A 16,320-nucleotide genomic window follows, 5' to 3' on the forward strand; every position below is an offset into this window, starting at 1 on the left:
CGCGGTACTCGGCCCTCACCCGTCCGCCCTCACCCGTCCGACGAGAAAGTAGATGATCACATTGACCGAAGCGACCGGAACGGTGGGCACCGCGCGCCGCGGGGCCGGCGGTCCCTTCCTGGGCAGGACCAATCCACTGCGCGATCCCCGGGACCGCAGGCTCCCCCGCATCGCGGGCCCGTCCGGACTCGTCATCTTCGGCGTCACGGGCGACCTCTCCCGCAAGAAGCTGATGCCGGCCGTGTACGACCTGGCGAACCGGGGCCTGCTCCCGCCCGGTTTCTCCCTGGTCGGCTTCGCCCGCCGGGAGTGGGCGGACCAGGACTTCGCCCAGGTGGTGCACGACGCCGTGGAGCAGCACGCCCGGACCCCGTTCCGCGAGGAGGTCTGGCAGCAGCTCGCCCAGGGCATGCACTTCGTGCCCGGCGACTTCGACGACGACGCGGCGTTCGAACAGCTCCGTGAGGCCATCGAGCAGCTGGACACCTCGCGCGGCACCAGCGGCAACTACGCCTTCTACCTGTCGGTGCCGCCGCGGTTCTTCCCCCGGGTGGTGCAGCAGCTGGAGAAGCACGGTCTGGCGCGGGCACCCCGGGGCTCCTGGCGGCGGGCCGTCATCGAGAAGCCGTTCGGTCACGGTCTGGCCAGCGCCCGCGCGCTGAACGCGCTGGTGCACGAGGTGTTCGACCCGGACCAGGTGTTCCGGATCGACCACTACCTGGGCAAGGAGACCGTCCAGAACATCCTGGCGCTGCGCTTCGCCAACCAGATGTACGAACCGGTGTGGAACCGTTCCTACGTCGACCACGTGCAGATCACCATGGCGGAGGACATCGGCATCGGCGGCCGGGCGGGCTACTACGACGGCATCGGCTCGGCGCGTGACGTCATCCAGAACCACCTGCTGCAGCTCCTGGCGCTCACCGCGATGGAGGAGCCCGCCGCCTTCGACGCGGAGTCGCTGCTCACCGAGAAGCTGAAGATCCTCCGGGCGGTGCAACTGCCGGAGGACCTGGGCGAGCACACCGTGCGGGGCCAGTACACGGGAAGCTGGCAGGGCGGCGAGCGGGTGCTGGGCTATCTGGAGGAGGACGGCATCGACCCGTCGTCCACCACCGACACCTATGCCGCGATCAAGCTGGAGATCGACAACCGCCGCTGGGCGGGCGTGCCGTTCTACCTGCGCACCGGCAAGCGGCTGGGCCGCCGGGTCACCGAGATCGCGGTGGTGTTCCAGCGCGCCCCGTACTCGCCGTTCGACTCCACGGCCACGGAGGAGCTCGGTTCCAACGCGCTGGTGATCCGGGTGCAGCCCGACGAGGGCATGACCGTACGCTTCGGATCGAAGGTTCCGGGCACCTCCATGGAGATCCGGGACGTCTCGATGGACTTCGCCTACGGCGAGTCCTTCACGGAGTCCAGCCCCGAGGCGTACGAACGGCTCATCCTGGACGTGCTGCTGGGTGACGCCAACCTGTTCCCCCGCACCGAGGAGGTCGAGGAGTCCTGGAGGATCCTGGACCCGATCGAGGAGTACTGGGCCACGCACGGCGTGCCCGCGAAGTACCCGGCGGGCAGCTGGGGTCCCCCGGAGGCCGACGAGATGCTCGCACGAGACGGACGGAGCTGGCGCAGGCCATGAAACTGGACCTCACCGACACCACGGCCGGAGACGTCAACAAGGCGCTGCTGCACGCGCGCCGGGCGTCGGGCACTCCGGCCGTCGGCATGGTGCTGACCATGGTGGTCGTGATCGACGAGGAGTACGCCTACGACGCCATGAAGGCGGCGCGGCAGGCCTCGCAGGAGCACCCGTCGCGCACCCTGGTGGTGATCCGGCGTCACCCGCGGGGCCCGCGGGACCGCACCCATCCGCGGCTGGACGCGGAGGTGCGGGTGGCAGCGGACGCGGGTCCGGGCGAGACGGTGGTGCTGCGGCTGTACGGCGAGGTCCGGGAGCACGCCCAGTCGGTGGTGCTGCCGCTGCTGCTGCCGGACGCGCCGGTGGTGGTGTGGTGGCCGGTCGAGGGACCGGAGAGCCCCGCCGAGGATCCGCTGGGGGCGCTGGCGCAGCGCCGGATCACCGACATGGACGCCGGCGCCGACCCGCTCGGCGCCCTGGAGCTGCGGGCGGCCCACTACGCGCCCGGTGACACCGACCTGGCGTGGACCCGGCTGACGCTCTGGCGTTCGGCCCTGGCCGCGGCCCTGGACCAGGAGCGCGCGCCGGTGCGCGGCATCGTGGTCGAGGCGGAGCCCGGCAACCCCAGCGCGGAACTGCTGCTGCGCTGGCTGCGGGCCAGGCTGCGGGTCCCGGGTGAGGTCAGGCCCTCCGAGGGTCCGGCGATCACCGCGGTGCGGCTGTCGACCGACCAGGGCGACGTGTCGGTGGTCCGGGAGGAGGGACCGCTGGCCACGCTGACGCTGCCGGGGCAGCCTCCGCGCAACCTGGCGCTGAAGATCCGGCCGACGTCGGAGCTGATCGCCGAGGAGCTGCGCCGGCTCGACGCGGACGACATGTACGAGATCGCCCTGCGCGGCGACGCGGGCGCGGCGGCGGGCGAGCAGGCCGAGGCCCGGCCCGTGTGACGGGACGGGAGCGGCGCGCCGCCCGGTGCGGGCGGCAGCGGCGGACCCCGTCGGAAGACCAACAGGAGGAAGTGGACGACATGCAGCTCGGACTCATCGGTCTCGGCAAGATGGGTGGCAACATGCGCGAGCGGATCCGCCGCGCGGGCCACACCGTGCTCGGGTACGACCGGGACCCGGACCTCTCCGACGTGGCCAGTCTGGCGGAGCTGGTCGACTCGCTGGACGCACCCCGGGCGGTGTGGGTGATGGTCCCGGCCGGACCGGCCACGCAGTCGGTGATCGACGAGCTGTCGGGGCTGCTGGACGCCGGTGACGTGGTGGTGGACGGTGGCAACTCGCGCTGGACGGACGACGAGAAGCACGCCGCGGAGCTGGCCGAGAAGGGCATCGGCTTCGTGGACTGCGGCGTCTCCGGCGGCGTCCACGGCCTCGCCAACGGCTACGCGCTGATGTACGGCGGCGAGGCCGAGCACGTGGCCAAGGTCCAGCCCGTCCTGGACGCCCTCAAGCCCGAGGGCGACTTCGGCGCCGTGCACGCCGGCAAGGTCGGCGCCGGCCACTTCGCCAAGATGGTCCACAACGGCATCGAGTACGCCATGATGCAGGCCTACGCCGAGGGCTGGGAGCTGCTCGAGGCCGTGGACTCGGTCACCGACGTCCGGGAGATCTTCCGCTCCTGGCGCGAGGGCACCGTCATCCGCTCATGGCTCCTGGACCTGGCCGTCAACGCCCTCGACGAGGACGAGCACCTCGACAAGCTCCGCGGCTACGCCCAGGACTCCGGCGAGGGCCGCTGGACGGTCGAGGCCGCCATCGACAACGCCGTCCCGCTGCCCGCCATCACCGCCTCGCTCTTCGCCCGGTTCGCCTCCCGCCAGGAGGACTCGCCCCAGATGAAGATGATCGCCGCGCTCCGCAACCAGTTCGGCGGACACGCCGTCGAGGCGGCCGGCCGGCCGGCGGCGAGGTAGGCGGGACGTGGGAGACCTTCTGCTGCTGCGGCACGGCGAGACGCAGTGGAGCGCGGCGCGCCGCCACACCAGCCGCACCGACCTGCCGCTCACCGCGCGCGGCGAGGAGGAGGCAAGGGCGGTGGCGCCGTTGCTGGCCGGGCGGCGCCTGGCCGCGGTGCTGACCAGTCCTCGGCTCCGCGCCGTCACCACCGCACGGCTGGCCGGCTTCTCCGGCGCGCGGACCGAGCCGGAGATGCGGGAGTGGGAGTACGGCGCGTACGAGGGCCTGATGACGGAGGAGATCCGCCGGGAGCGCCCCGGGTGGAACATCTGGACCGACGGCTGCCCGCCCTCCGCGGACGGGCATGCCGGTGAGCTGCCGGAGGAGGTCGGCGCACGCGCGGACCGCGTCCTGGACCGCGTGGAACCGCTGCTGCGGGCCGACGAGGGCGACGTGCTGCTGGTCGCCCACGGCCATTTCCTCCGGGTGCTGACCGCCCGTCGGCTGGGGCTGCCGGCCACCGAGGGCAGGCTGTTCCAGATCCAGACCGGCACGGTCGGCCGGCTCTCCACCGAACACGGCCGCGCGGTGGTGGCGGTGTGGAACGCCCGCCCCGGTGGCACGGGCCTGTAGCGCCCGCGCCGCCGGGCCGGCCGGCCCGGCGTCAGCCCAGGGCGCCCCGCGGGATCCCGTAGGCGCGCTCCACACGGATCCGCAGCACCAGGCGCCGGTCCCGCACCATGGCCGCGCGGTACTCGTCCCAGTCGGGGTGCTCGCCGGCGACGTCGCGGTAGAGGCGTATCAGTTCCTCCACCGCCTCGTCGTGCGGGTCCCGGGCGACCTCGCTCAGCTCCGCAGTCCCCTCCGCCACCGTGTACGCCCAGCGGTCCTGGCTGGTCACGTGGTAGGAGGCGCGGGGGTCCCTGCGGAGGTTGCGGGTCTTGGCCCGGTCGTCGGTGACGGAGATCCGGATCAGGCGTTCCTCCGGGTAGTAGGCGTGGTTGACGTTGGACAGCTGGGGCCGGCCGTCGGACCTGAGGGTCGCCAGCACTCCGCCGTCGGCCTCGGAGAGCAGGGCGAGCAGGGCTTCTTCGCTCATACCCGCCGAACGCCTCCCGCGCCCGCGGTGTTCCCCGAACGGCCCGGTCGGGTCTGACATTGCGCCGAACGGGGTATCTCGGAGCAGCTTTTGCGGAACGGACACGGAAGGCGAGGAGCGATGGTGGCGACCCCGGGGTCGGTGTTGCGGCAGGAGATCGGTCCGGACGAGGCGGGACTCGACCCGGCCCGGCTGGAGGAGCTGGACCGGGTGCTGGCCCGGCACGTCGACACCGGCGGCCTGCCGGGCTACCTGCTGTCGGTGGCGCGGGCCGGCCAAGTGGCGTGGCTGACCACCTACGGCAGCCGGGACCTGGCGGCGGGTCTGCCGGTGGAGCCGGACACCCTGTGGCGGATCTACTCGATGTCCAAGCCGGTCACCTCGGTGGCCGCGATGACCCTGGTGGAGCAGGGCCTGCTCGGGCTCGACGACCCGCTGGAGCGCCACCTCCCGGCCTTCGCCGGGCCGCGGGTGCACGTGGCGGGCGAGGGCCCCTCCCTGCGGACCCGCCCCGCGGACGGCCCGGTCCTGATCCGCCACCTGCTCTCCCACACGGCGGGCCTGACCTCGGCCTTCTACCACGCCCATCCGGTGGACGCCCTCTACCGGGAGGCGGGACTGCACGCCTCGGTCCTCCCCGGCGGCGATCTGGCCGAGACCTGCGACGCCTACGCGCGGCTGCCGCTGCAGTTCGAGCCGGGGAGCCGGTGGAACTACTCGGTGGCCACCAACGTGCTGGGACGGGTGATCGAGGTGGTGTCGGGCCGCCCGCTGGACGAGTTCGTCACCGCCCGGGTCCTCGCGCCGCTGGGCATGACGGACACCGGGTTCCAGATCGACGACGAACAGGCCGGACGCCTGGCCGAGCTCTACGGCGACGGCGACGACGGGAGGCTCCAGGTCGTGCCCGGCACACCGGTGCGCGGGCGGCCCCGCTTCCTGTCCGGCAGCGGCGGGCTGGTGGCGAGCGCGGGCGACTACCACCGCTTCATGGAGATGCTCCGGCGCCGCGGCGAGCTCGACGGGGTGCGGGTGCTGCGCCCGGAGACCGTGGACCTGATGACCCGCAGTCACCTCCCGGAGGGCGCGGATCTCCGCGGCTTCGGCTGCCCGGCCCACGACGAGCCGGCCAACTCCGGCGTGGGCTTCGGCCTGGGCTTCTCGGTGGTGGTGGACCCCGCCCGGACGGAGTCGCCGTCCTCGGCGGGGACCTTCGGCTGGAAGGGGGTGGCGACCACCGCCTTCTGGGTCGACCCGGTGCGGGACATGACCGTGCAGTTCATGACGCAGGTGCGCCCCCGGCGGTCGCGGATGATCTACCCGGACATCCGGCGGCTGACCCACGCGTCCGTCGTGGACTGAGTGGACCGACCGGGCGGGAACGGGGCGAGTCGCTGCGGGCGTCGGCGAGCGGCACGCGCGGTTCGTCTCGCCCCGCGCCCAGTTGCCCAACCAGTCCCCGGAACTGCGGGACTGCTGAACTCCGGTCCCACCGGAACGGTCGGGCCCGCGCCGGCCACCCGGCCGGCATGGGCCCGTTCCGCCCGGGCGCGTCCAGGACGCGCCCGGGCGGCCGGCGGGGCACCGCCCCGGGGCGTCGGCCCCGGGGCACCGCTCAGCCCTGGCCGGGGGCCGGGGCGTAGCCGGCCGGGCGGGAGACGAACGTCCCCCGGCCCCGGGTCCGGCCCCGCAGCGCGGCGGAGTAGCCGAACAGCTCCGTCAGCGGGACCACCGCGTCCACGACCGCCGTCCCCGTCCGGATCCCGGAGTCGTGCACCCGGCCGCGGCGTGCCGCCAGGTCGCCCAGCACCCCGCCGAGGAACTCGGCCGGCACGGTGACGGTGACCTCGGCCACCGGCTCCAGCAGACCGAGGCGGCAGGCGTGCAGCGCGGCCCGCAGGCCGGCCCGCCCGGCGGTGCGGAAGGCGTTCTCCGAGGAGTCCTTGACGTGGGTCGCGCCGTCGGTGAGGACGACCCGCAGCCCCGTCACCGGGTGTCCGCCGAGAGGACCGTCCAGGAGGGCGTCCCGGCACCCCGCCTCCACCGCGCGCACGTACTCCGGCGGCACCCGTCCGCCCGTCACCGCCGAGCGGAACGCGAACCCGAGCCCGTCCAGCGGCTCCACGTCGAGCACGACGTGCGCGAACTGGCCCGCGCCGCCGTCCTGTTTGACGTGCCGGTGGACGAACCCGGCCACTCCGGCGACCACCGTCTCCCGCAGCGCGACCCGGGGGCGTCCGACCGTCAGGTCCGGTCCGCCCGAGCGGCGGGCCTTCTCGACGGCCACCTCCAGGTGCAGCTCGCCCATGCCGGACAGCAGGGTCTGCCCGGTCTCCGGGTCGGTGCGCACCGTCAGCGACGGGTCCTCCTCGGCGAGACGGGCCAGCGACTCGGCGAGCCGTCCGGTGTCGGTGGAGCGCACCGCCTCGACGGCCACCGACACCACCGGCTCGGCCGGTGCCGGGGGTTCCAGCACCAGCGGATGCTCCGGGGCGCACAGCGTCGCCCCGGGGCGCGCCTGCTTGGGACCGGCCACCGCGACGATGTCACCGGCGACCGCGGCCTCCACCTCGGTGTACCGGTCGGCGCGCAGCCGCAGCACCCGGGCGACGCGTTCGGTCCGCCCCGTCGTCGTGTCCCGCACCACGTCCCCCTTCCTCAGCGTGCCGGAGTAGATCCGCAGGCTGGTCAGCCTGCCGGTCCGGGTGGCGTTCACCTTGAACGCCAGGGCGGCGAGCGGCCCTTCGGGGTCCGCCTCGCGGCGTGTCTCCGCCCCCTCCCAGGTGCCGGCCACGGGCGGCAGGTCCAGCGGGGACGGCAGGTAGTCGGCCACCGCGTCCAGCAGCGGCTCCACGCCCTTGTCGCGGTACGCGGAGCCGCAGAGCACCACGACGGCGTCGCCGGTACGGGTCAGGTCCCGCAGGGCGGTGCGCAGGGTGTCCGCGCCCAGCGCGCCGTCCTCGCAGAACTCCTCGAGCGCTCCGGCGTGGAGCGAGGCCACGGTCTCCTCCAGCGCGCGCCGCCGCCGCGCGGCCTCGGCGAGCAGGGCCTCGGGGACCGGCTCCTCGACGGGCGCCTCGGCGCCCTCCGGCCACACCAGCGCACGCAGGCCGAGCAGGTCCACGACGCCCCGGAAGCCGTCCGGTGCCCCGAGCGGCAACTGCACCGCCAGCGGCGCCGGATGGAGCCGTTCGCGGACGGCGGCGACGGCCGCGTCGAGGTCGGCGCCGGCCCGGTCCATCTTGTTGACGAAGACGATCCGGGGCACTCCGTGCCGGTCGGCCTGCCGCCACACCGCCTCGCTCTGCGGCTCGACCCCGGCGACCGCGTCGAGGACCACCACCGCGCCGTCCAGGACCCGCAGCGCACGCTCCACCTCGTCGGCGAAGTCGACGTGGCCGGGCGTGTCGATCAGGTTGATCCGGCAGCCGTTCCACTCGCAGGTGACGGCGGCGGCGAAGATGGTGATGCCCCGCTCGCGCTCCTGGGAGTCGTGGTCGGTGACGGTGGTGCCCTCGTGCACCTCGCCGCGCCGGTGGACGGCGCCGGTGGCGTAGAGGATCCGCTCGGTGACGGTGGTCTTGCCCGCGTCGACGTGGGCCAGCACGCCCAGGTTGCGGACGGCGGCGAGGGTGACGGTGGAACCGCGGACGAGGTCGTTGCGCACGGCCTTCGGCCTTTCTGGTGGATGATCCGGTCCTGGGGACGCGCGATCACCGCCGGGCCCGCGCCACGCCGCGCGTGCGGGCGTGGTTCAGCGGGACGGGGCGGACGTCCGGCGCCGGCCGCGCAGCGGGCGCCGGAGCACCGGGGACACCAGGATCACCTCGTACCGCGAACGGGGAACGACGGCTTCGGCACGCTGACGCACGGCCTGTCCCCCTTCACTCGTCACGGTCGGCTCCCGGGTGGGTCCGTGGACGCGGACACGCGGCCAACGGAGGGCAAAAACCCGGGTGTTGAGGCGAGTGTAGGGTCGGACCACGGACAGGGCACCGCATTTTCCCGCGCGGTCGACCGGCCCCGCGGAACGTCCGGTTCGCGGTAGGTTCGCCCTACGTTCGTCTTCCGAGGAGCCTGTGAAGCGCATGTCCATCAAGGTCAGTGTGGTCGTCCCGGTGTACAACCCAGGTCCGTACATCGAGGACTGCGTGAACTCCCTCCTGCGGCAGTCGCTCGCGCCCGGGGAGTTCGAGGTCGTCTTCGTGGACGACGGATCGACGGACGGCACTCCCGCACGCCTGGACGCGCTGGCGGCCGAGCACCCCCACGTCCAGGTGATCCACCAGGAGCCCTCCGGCTGGTCGGGCAAGCCGCGGAACGTCGGCATCGAGGCGTCGGGCGGCGAGTACGTGATGTTCGTCGACAACGACGACTACCTGGGCGACGAGGCCCTGGAGCGGATGTACGACTACGCCGTGAAGAACGGCTCGGACGTCGTCATCGGCAAGATGGCCGGCAAGGGCCGCCCGGTGCCGGTGGAGCTGTTCCGCAGGAACCATCCGCGGGCGACGGTGGAGAACGCGCCCCTGATGGACAGTCTGACGCCGCACAAGATGTTCCGGCGCGCCTTCCTGGACCGGATCGGCCTGCGCTTCCCGGAGGGCCGGCGGCGGCTGGAGGACCACGTCTTCATCGCCGAGGCGTACCTGCGGGCCGAGACGATCTCGGTGCTCAGCGACTACGTCTGCTACTACCACGTCAAGCGCGAGGACGCCTCCAACGCCGGCTTCCAGCGCTTCGACCCGGTCGGGTACTTCAAGAACCTGCGGGAGGCGCTCGACGTGGTCGAGCGCCACACCGAGCCCGGTGCGCTGCGTGACCGGATGTACCGCCGCTGGCTGCGCAACGAGATGGTCGAGCGGATGCGCGGCAAGCGGCTGCTGGTCCTGCCGGACGACTACCGGCGGGAGATGTTCGCCGAGATCCGGGACGTGATCAACGAGCGGTTCGGGCCCTCTGTGGCGGAGCCGCTGGCTCCCACCCAGCGGGTGGTGGCGGCGCTGGTCGCGGCCGACCGCTACGAGGACACCCTGGCGTTCGCCCGGTGGGAGGCCTCGCTGGCCCCCCGGGCCGCGGCCACGGCGGTCGGGTGGGAGAAGGGCGTGCTGCGCGTCGGCCTGGAGGCCGGTTACACCGCCGACGGCGCCCCCATGACCTTCCCGGCCGACGGTGCGCACCCGGCTCCCGAGGGGGCTCCCGAGGACGTGTCCTCGGCGATCGCCTGGGTGCTGGCCGACGCCACGGAGCGGTTCGGCTCGGCGAGTGTGGACGTGGTGGTGCGCGAGCGGTCGACCGCCGCGCAGTTCTACCTGCCGGTCGAGGTGACCGGGGAGGCGGAGCCCGTCGACGGGGACGCCGGGCGGGTGGAGCTGCGGGTGCGGGCCTCGGTGTCGATCGACCCGGTGGTCGCGGCGGGCGGGTCGCCGCTGCGGCCGGGCCTGTGGGACCTGTTCGTCCGGGTCAAGATGGGCGGCTGGGCCCGCGAGTGCCGGATCGACCCGGCTCCCGGCGCGCCGCGCCCGGCCGGGCCCGCCGCCGTCACGGCCGGCAGCGTGGTGCTCCCGTACTGGACGGCCCGGGACACCCTGTCGCTGGACGTCGACAAGGCATCCCGGAACCTGCGTCTGGACCGGCTGTCCCCCGCCGACGTCACGGTGTCCGGCGCCCGCCTGCGCACGACGCTGCCGCTGCACGTCGCGGACCGCACCGAGGTGCTGCTGCGGCTGGCCGCCCCGGCCGGCGAAGCGGCGGCCCAGGAGGTGCCCGCCGCCCTCGCGCCGGGCGGCGACGCGGCGGCGGGCGCGGTGCTCGAGGCGGAGCTGCCGCTGGACCGCCTGCCGCGGGAGGTCCCGCTGCGGCTGTCGCTGGCCTCCGACCCGCGTGCGGCGTCCCCCCGGTTCCTGGCTCTTCCGGTGACCCTGCGGGCCACGGACGACGGGGTGCAGGTGCGCCACGCGGCGCTGCCGCGGGCCGCGCGGCCCGAGCCCGGTCTCCTGCTGCGTCTGGGGCGCCGGCTGCCGCTGCCGGCCCGCCGCGCGGTGGTGAAGGTGACGGACACGCTGGCACCCGGTCTGCGGGTGCGGCTGACCCATGGGAAGAGGGACTGAGTACGTGCGACCGCTGACCATCGAGGGAACCTGGCTGCTGGAACCGAAGGTCTTCCCGGACGACCGGGGAACCTTCCACGAGTGGTTCCGGGGGCGGGAGTTGTACGAGGCCACCGGTTACCGGCTGCCGCTGGCGCAGGCCAACTGCTCGGTCTCCCGGCGGGGCGTGCTGCGGGGGGTGCACTTCGCCGACGTCCCGCCCGGGCAGGCGAAGTACGTGACCTGCGCGCGGGGCGCGGTGCTGGACGTGATGGTGGACGTGCGGGTCGGCTCCCCGACGTTCGGGCAGTGGGAGTCGGTCCGGCTGGACGACGAGAGCCGTCGCGCGGTGTTCCTGGCCGAAGGCATCGGGCACGCGTTCATGGCGCTGACCGACGACGCCACGGTGCTGTACCTGTGCTCCACGGGCTACTCCCCCGGCCGGGAGCACGGCGTGCACCCGCTCGACCCGGAGCTGGGCATCGTCTGGCCGGACGGCATCGAGCCGGTGCTGTCCGACAAGGACGCGGCGGCGCCCTCGCTGGCGGAGGCCCGCGCGGCGGGCCTGCTGCCGGTCTACGAGGAGTGCGTCGCGTACTACGAGAAGCTCCGCGGCGACGAGTCCGTCTGACGCGCGAGGATCCGTCCGACGCGCGAGGACGGCGACGGCCGGGACCCTTCGAGGGGTCCCGGCCGTCGCCGTTCGCGCCGTGTGTCAGGCGGACTCGCCGTTCAGCCGGTCCACGGCCCTGCTCAGCTGCTCCCAGCCCTTGGCGCGCTTGGTGCCGCGGTTGCGGGCGTGGACGAGCGGCTTCCAGAAGGCGGCGCCCAGCAGGTCCTCCGCCCGGACCGCGGTGGTGCGTCCGAGGATGGACTCGGGCACCTTCTGCGGGTCCGGCACGTCGAACTCGGCCATGATCTCGTCGTACTTGTCCTGCAGCACGGTGCTGGTGGGGTCGGCGCCGAAGACCACCAGCTGACCGGTGGGCTGCGTGTCGACGAGCACCGTCCTCAGGTCGGGGCGGTAGCGCCGCAGGATCTCGACGATCTTGTAGACGTCGCCGGTCCACGCGCCGGTGTGGCGGTCGCGGGCGGCCTCGTCGACGTTCCGGGGCAGCATGTCGTCGAGGACGATGACGCTGGACCAGTCCGAGTGCTTCTCGACGTTGATGAAGTCGCGCAGCGCGTACTCGAAGAGGTGCATGCCGTCGATGAAGGACAGGTCGAGCGTGACGTCCTGCCAGTAGCCGAACGGGCTGCGGTTGCGGGCGATGTTGCGCAGCGGGTGACGGCCGCCCTTGAGGTGGCCCAGCGGGTTCTCGCGGGCGAAGAAGTCGTCACTGGTGGCCTTCACCAGGTGGACGTCGCAGCGGACCTCCGTGACCACCTTGAAGGCGGGGTCGATGGCGATGCTGGGGACCCGGGACAGGGTCAGGCTGCGACCGTCGTTGACGCCGATCTCCAGGTAGTTCCGGTTGGCGCAGGTGTTGTGGAGTTCCTTCAGGAACTCGTGGCGCTTCACGAACTGGACTCCTTGCGGATGAGCGGAAGGGCAACATGCAGGGCGGTGCGCCAGTCTCGCAGCGGCGGCAGCCCGAGGTGCCGCCACCGGTGGTGGCCGAGGGCGCTGTAGGCGGGACGGGGCGCGGGCCGGACGAACGCCTCGCTGGTCACGGGGCGCACCCGGGCCGGATCCGCGCCGAGGAGGCGGAAGACCTCCTGGGCCAGGTCGTGCCAGGTGGCCTCGCCGGAGCTGGTGGCGTGGAAGATCCCGGTCGCCCCCGGGTCGTCCCTGACGAGGCGGAGGCCGAGTTCGGCGATCCGCTCGGCGACGTCGGCGCTCCAGGTGGGCTGGCCCCGCTGGTCGGCGACGACGTCCAGGGTGTCACGGCGGGACTCGAGCTCGGTCATGGTGCGGACGAAGCTCCTGCCGTGCACCCCGTACAGCCACGCGGTGCGCACCACGGCGCTCCGCCCGGGCAGTTCGGCGAGGACCGCCCGCTCGCCGGCCAGTTTGGTGCGGCCGTAGGCGGTGCGCGGACCGGTCGGGTGGTCCTCGGGGTAGGGGGTGGTGCGGGACTCTCCGTCGAAGACGTAGTCGGTGGAGAGGTGGATCAGCCGGGTGGCGTCCTGTCCGGCGCAGGCCCTCGCCAGCAGGCGGGGACCGTCGCCGTTGACGCGCAGGGCGGTCGCCTCGTCCTGCTCGGCGTCGTCGACGGCCGTGTAGGCGGCGCAGTTGACGACGACGTCGGGCCGGTGCGCGGCGAGGGCGGCCCGGACGTCGTCCTCACGGGTGATGTCCAGGTCGGCGCGGCCGAGGGTCACCACCTCCTGGCCGCGTTCGGTCAGTTCCTCGGCGGTGTCCCGGCCCAGCATGCCGGCGGCGCCCGTGACGAGCCATCTCATGCGCGCTTCTCCGTACTTCCTCAGCTCCGTCTGCGGTTCCGGCCGGTCATCCGACGCCGGCCCGTTCCTTCAACGGCTCCCACCAACTCCGGTTCTCCCGGTACCACCTGACGGTGTCGGCGAGACCGGTGGAGAAGTCGTGCCGGGGATGGTAGCCGAGTTCGGTGCGGGCCTTGCTCCAGTCGACGGAATACCTGAGGTCGTGTCCCTTGCGGTCCTCGACGTACTCGACCATGTCCCAGTCGGCGCCGCACGCTTCGAGGAGCAGGCCGGTCAGCTCCTTGTTGGAGAGCTCGGTGCCGCCGCCGATGTTGTACACCTCGCCGGATCGGCCCTGCGTACGGACCAGTTCCACGCCCTGGCAGTGGTCCTCGACGTGCAGCCAGTCGCGGACGTTGCGCCCGTCCCCGTAGAGCGGCACCTTCCGCCCGTCGAGGAGGTTGGTGACGAAGAGCGGAATCACTTTTTCGGGGAACTGGTGCGGGCCGTAGTTGTTGGAGCAGCGGGTGATCCGCACGTCCATGCCGTGGGTGCGGTGGTAGGCCAGGGCGAGCAGGTCGGAGGACGCCTTGCTCGCCGAGTAGGGCGAGTTGGGGGCCAGCGGGTGGCTCTCGGGCCAGGAGCCGGACTCGATGGAGCCGTACACCTCGTCGGTGGAGATGTGCACGAAGGGGCCGACGCCGTGGCGCAGCGCGGCGTCCAGCAGGGTCTGGGTGCCGACGACGTTGGTGAGCACGAAGTCCGCCGCGCCGTCGATGGACCGGTCGACGTGCGACTCGGCGGCGAAGTGGACGATCTGGTCGGCGGCGCCCGTCAGCTTGTCCACCAGTTCGGCGTCCCGGATGTCGCCCTGGACGAACTCCAGCCGCGGGTGGTCCAGCGGCAGGTTGTCGAGGGTCCCCGCGTAGGTGAGCTTGTCCAGCACGGTGACGCGGACGTCCGCCGTGGACTCCGCGGCGAGCAGGCCCCGGACGTAGGTGGAGCCGATGAAGCCGGCGGCCCCGGTGACGAGGAGGTTCGTGGAGGTCATGGCTGGATTCGCACCTTGCTGTGGTCGCCGAGAACGAGACGGTGGGCGCTGGGGACGCCGGGCGCGGTCTGGGTGGTCACCTCGGCGTGGCGGCCGATGAGGGAGGACTCGATCCGTCCGACGCCGCGGATGGCGGCGTCGCGCAGCACGATGGAGAACTCCAACTCGCTGTCGCTGACGGTGCAGTTCTCGCCCACCGACGTGAACGGCCCGATGTAGGAGTCGCTGACCCGGGTGCCGGCGCCGATGATCGCGGGCCCGACGATCCGCGAGCGGGTCACCCGCGCGCCGGGCTCGACGACGACGCGTCCGACCGTCTCGCTCTCCGCGTCGACCTCGCCGTCGTTGCGGGACTCCAGCGACTCGAGGACCATGCGGTTGACCTCGAGCATGTCGACGACGTTGCCGGTGTCCTTCCAGTAGCCCTGGATGACGGTGGACCGCACCGCGGCCCGGTCGTCGATCAGCCGCTGGATGGCGTGGGTGATCTCCAGCTCCCCGCGCCAGGACGGCTCGATGGCACGGACGGCCTCGTGGATCCGCGAGGTGAAGAGGTAGACGCCGACCAGCGCCAGATCGCTCTGCGGCCGTTCCGGCTTCTCCTCGAGGGCCACCACCTGCCCTTCCGCGTCGAGCACGGCGACGCCGAAGGCGCGGGGGTCGGGCACCTTGGTGAGCAGGATCTGCGCGTCGGGGCGGCTGGCGCGGAAGTCCTCGACGATGTCGTCGATGCCGCCGACGATGAAGTTGTCGCCGAGGTACATGACGAAGTCGTCGTCGCCGAGGAAGTCCCGGGCGATCAGCACCGCGTGGGCCAGCCCCAGGGGCTTCTCCTGCGGGATGTACGTGACGCTGAGGCCGAACTGCGAGCCGTCCCCGACGGCAGCGCGGATCTCGTCGGCGGTGTCTCCGACGATGATTCCGACCTCGGTTATGCCGGCATCGGCGATGGACTCCAATCCGTAGAACAGCACGGGCTTGTTGGCCACCGGCACGAGCTGCTTCGCCGACGTGTGCGTGATCGGCCGCAGTCGTGTGCCGGCTCCACCTGACAGGACGAGAGCCTTCATCTGTCCCACACTAGCCGCGACTTCGCCCGTCAGGGAGCAGACCGCGGGATGCGGCGATCATTTCCCGCTTCCGCGTGACGCACCGGGCCGGCCGGCCCCCGTCCGGGCCCCTGACCTGCCCGTGACCCCTCCCCTGACCGGCCCCGGAGCGACCGGCGGGAGGCCGTCGCGCCTGCCCGGGATTTTTCTTCCGCCGCCGTACAACCTTCCCGGCCGTTCGGTGGTCGATGGTCGTGTGCGGTGGCTTTCCCGCACTCCGCCACCATCACCGGTCTACGGCTTCGACACGTCCTGTTGACGATGTCAACACCAAATGGCAGTGGCGGATATCTACACGGTCGTGTAGCGTTCTGCACACGGCGCACCGCTTCGTCGGGGGGACGAACCGGTGCGTCTCGGGGGGACCCGAGAGATCCCGGGGGGAATCCGGGGGGATGAGGGATCAGGGGCCGACCGGTCCCGGCGTGACCTGGGGGGGACACGCCGGGGCCCGGCTCGGAACGCCCGTACCGGCCGCGTCTCGCCCATGAGGCGAGTGACGCCCACCTTCGACGCCGTTCTCGGCGACCTCGACGACCTCGACGAACGTTGTCTCCCGTCTGCGACCTGCCCGCGCCGACCGCGCTCGAGCGCCGGAGCGGCACCGCCGGCTGCACGGGACCTTGTTCACCACGGGGGAATCCGGTCGAGGAGGGGTTCGGCCCAGGTGGTGAGTTGCAGGGCGGGGCGTGAGGCGGTCCGGGTGTCGCCGGCGGCGAGTTCCGCGACGGCCCGGCCACCGTGCGGGGCGGGCAGCAGCACCGCACGGGTCCGTCCGCGCAGGCCGACGCGGAGCAGGTAGCGCAGTCCCTCGATGTCGACGAGGCCGCACTCCCCCGCCGGCCAGTCGACCGGCTCGTCGACCTGGTCGACCTCCCATCCGGCGCGGCGGGCGGCTTCCATCCACGCCCCCAGCGTCTGGACGCGGTCGCGCGCCACGGACTCGCTGGGGCGGGTGATGATCTGGATCGGGTCGGGCCTGTGGTCCATCGACTCCCCCTGCGGCGCGGGCTCCTGAGGCGCGTTCCGCCGTCCGCGGTC

Annotated in this window: 14 protein-coding genes and 1 pseudogene; 8 read left to right on the plus strand and 7 right to left on the minus strand. The window is 72.9% G+C overall.

Features of this window, described 5'->3' with window-relative positions; genetic code table 11:
* Window positions 1-52 precede the first annotated feature (52 nt).
* From zwf to ACWD3O_RS18840, 4 genes are all read left to right on the plus strand, one after another.
* Complete coding sequence (zwf, locus tag ACWD3O_RS18825) at window positions 53-1,642, plus strand: glucose-6-phosphate dehydrogenase (protein WP_451416625.1); 1,590 nt, start codon at window positions 53-55, stop codon at window positions 1,640-1,642.
* Window positions 1,639-2,589, plus strand: coding sequence for a glucose-6-phosphate dehydrogenase assembly protein OpcA (gene opcA, locus ACWD3O_RS18830; RefSeq protein WP_451408659.1), 951 nt, complete (start codon window positions 1,639-1,641; stop codon window positions 2,587-2,589). The genes zwf and opcA overlap by 4 nt, the downstream gene beginning before the upstream one ends.
* Window positions 2,590-2,660: 71 nt before the next feature.
* Window positions 2,661-3,563, plus strand: coding sequence for a phosphogluconate dehydrogenase (NAD(+)-dependent, decarboxylating) (gene gnd / locus ACWD3O_RS18835; RefSeq protein ID WP_451408660.1), 903 nt, complete (start codon window positions 2,661-2,663; stop codon window positions 3,561-3,563).
* Window positions 3,564-3,570: 7 nt separating this feature from the next.
* On the plus strand, window positions 3,571-4,179 hold the full coding sequence (locus tag ACWD3O_RS18840) for a histidine phosphatase family protein (RefSeq protein WP_451408661.1): 609 nt from the start codon (window positions 3,571-3,573) through the stop codon (window positions 4,177-4,179).
* A 31-nt stretch (window positions 4,180-4,210) separates the two neighbouring features.
* Here ACWD3O_RS18840 and ACWD3O_RS18845 read toward each other — a convergent pair whose 3' ends face one another.
* Window positions 4,211-4,645, minus strand: coding sequence for a PPOX class F420-dependent oxidoreductase (locus tag ACWD3O_RS18845; protein ID WP_356132170.1), 435 nt, complete (start codon window positions 4,643-4,645; stop codon window positions 4,211-4,213).
* 120 nt (window positions 4,646-4,765) lie between these two features.
* Between ACWD3O_RS18845 and ACWD3O_RS18850 the strand changes: the two genes are divergently transcribed.
* Window positions 4,766-6,007 (plus strand): serine hydrolase domain-containing protein, encoded by a 1,242-nt coding sequence (locus tag ACWD3O_RS18850; protein WP_451408662.1) that lies wholly within the window; start codon window positions 4,766-4,768, stop codon window positions 6,005-6,007.
* 40 nt (window positions 6,008-6,047) lie between these two features.
* Window positions 6,048-6,125: pseudogene (locus ACWD3O_RS18855) on the plus strand (SCO5389 family protein); the annotation flags it as partial.
* A 135-nt stretch (window positions 6,126-6,260) separates the two neighbouring features.
* Here the strand turns inward: ACWD3O_RS18855 and fusA are convergent.
* The gene (fusA, locus tag ACWD3O_RS18860; protein WP_451408663.1) at window positions 6,261-8,312 is read right to left on the minus strand and encodes an elongation factor G; all 2,052 of its coding nucleotides are present in this window, start codon (window positions 8,310-8,312) and stop codon (window positions 6,261-6,263) included.
* A 421-nt stretch (window positions 8,313-8,733) separates the two neighbouring features.
* On the opposite strand from fusA, the gene ACWD3O_RS18865 reads away from it, so the two are divergent.
* Entirely contained in the window at window positions 8,734-10,755 is a 2,022-nt protein-coding gene (locus ACWD3O_RS18865) for a glycosyltransferase (RefSeq protein WP_451416626.1), read from the plus strand.
* Window positions 10,756-10,759: 4 nt separating this feature from the next.
* Window positions 10,760-11,365 carry a dTDP-4-dehydrorhamnose 3,5-epimerase gene (rfbC, locus tag ACWD3O_RS18870; RefSeq protein ID WP_451408665.1) on the plus strand — a complete coding sequence of 202 codons (606 nt, stop codon included), beginning with the start codon at window positions 10,760-10,762 and terminating at the stop codon, window positions 11,363-11,365.
* Window positions 11,366-11,449: 84 nt separating this feature from the next.
* Here rfbC and ACWD3O_RS18875 read toward each other — a convergent pair whose 3' ends face one another.
* The 5 genes from ACWD3O_RS18875 to ACWD3O_RS18895 all read right to left on the minus strand — a co-directional run bounded on the left by ACWD3O_RS18875 (window position 11,450) and on the right by ACWD3O_RS18895 (window position 16,269).
* Entirely contained in the window at window positions 11,450-12,256 is an 807-nt protein-coding gene (locus tag ACWD3O_RS18875; protein ID WP_451408666.1) for a class I SAM-dependent methyltransferase, read from the minus strand.
* Window positions 12,253-13,140: a dTDP-4-dehydrorhamnose reductase gene (gene rfbD / locus ACWD3O_RS18880; RefSeq protein WP_451416627.1), complete on the minus strand. Its 888-nt coding sequence runs from the start codon at window positions 13,138-13,140 to the stop codon at window positions 12,253-12,255. The genes ACWD3O_RS18875 and rfbD overlap by 4 nt, the downstream gene beginning before the upstream one ends.
* Window positions 13,141-13,186: 46 nt before the next feature.
* Window positions 13,187-14,170 (minus strand): dTDP-glucose 4,6-dehydratase, encoded by a 984-nt coding sequence (rfbB, locus tag ACWD3O_RS18885; RefSeq protein ID WP_451408668.1) that lies wholly within the window; start codon window positions 14,168-14,170, stop codon window positions 13,187-13,189.
* Window positions 14,167-15,240, minus strand: coding sequence for a glucose-1-phosphate thymidylyltransferase (locus tag ACWD3O_RS18890; protein WP_451408669.1), 1,074 nt, complete (start codon window positions 15,238-15,240; stop codon window positions 14,167-14,169). The genes rfbB and ACWD3O_RS18890 overlap by 4 nt, the downstream gene beginning before the upstream one ends.
* A gap of 666 nt (window positions 15,241-15,906) precedes the next feature.
* Window positions 15,907-16,269 carry a hypothetical protein gene (locus tag ACWD3O_RS18895; protein WP_451408670.1) on the minus strand — a complete coding sequence of 121 codons (363 nt, stop codon included), beginning with the start codon at window positions 16,267-16,269 and terminating at the stop codon, window positions 15,907-15,909.
* Window positions 16,270-16,320 lie beyond the last annotated feature (51 nt).

Source organism: Streptomyces sp. NPDC002640, assembly GCF_053592575.1.

Coding starts and splice junctions, on each gene's coding strand:
- rfbD (WP_451416627.1), bottom strand. CDS start 13,140: ATGAGATGGCTCGTCACGGGCGCCGCCGGCATGCTGGGCCGGGACACC.
- ACWD3O_RS18865 (WP_451416626.1), top strand. CDS start 8,734: ATGTCCATCAAGGTCAGTGTGGTCGTCCCGGTGTACAACCCAGGTCCG.
- ACWD3O_RS18850 (WP_451408662.1), top strand. CDS start 4,766: ATGGTGGCGACCCCGGGGTCGGTGTTGCGGCAGGAGATCGGTCCGGAC.
- ACWD3O_RS18890 (WP_451408669.1), bottom strand. CDS start 15,240: ATGAAGGCTCTCGTCCTGTCAGGTGGAGCCGGCACACGACTGCGGCCG.
- ACWD3O_RS18895 (WP_451408670.1), bottom strand. CDS start 16,269: ATGGACCACAGGCCCGACCCGATCCAGATCATCACCCGCCCCAGCGAG.
- ACWD3O_RS18845 (WP_356132170.1), bottom strand. CDS start 4,645: ATGAGCGAAGAAGCCCTGCTCGCCCTGCTCTCCGAGGCCGACGGCGGA.
- opcA (WP_451408659.1), top strand. CDS start 1,639: ATGAAACTGGACCTCACCGACACCACGGCCGGAGACGTCAACAAGGCG.
- zwf (WP_451416625.1), top strand. CDS start 53: ATGATCACATTGACCGAAGCGACCGGAACGGTGGGCACCGCGCGCCGC.
- rfbB (WP_451408668.1), bottom strand. CDS start 14,170: ATGACCTCCACGAACCTCCTCGTCACCGGGGCCGCCGGCTTCATCGGC.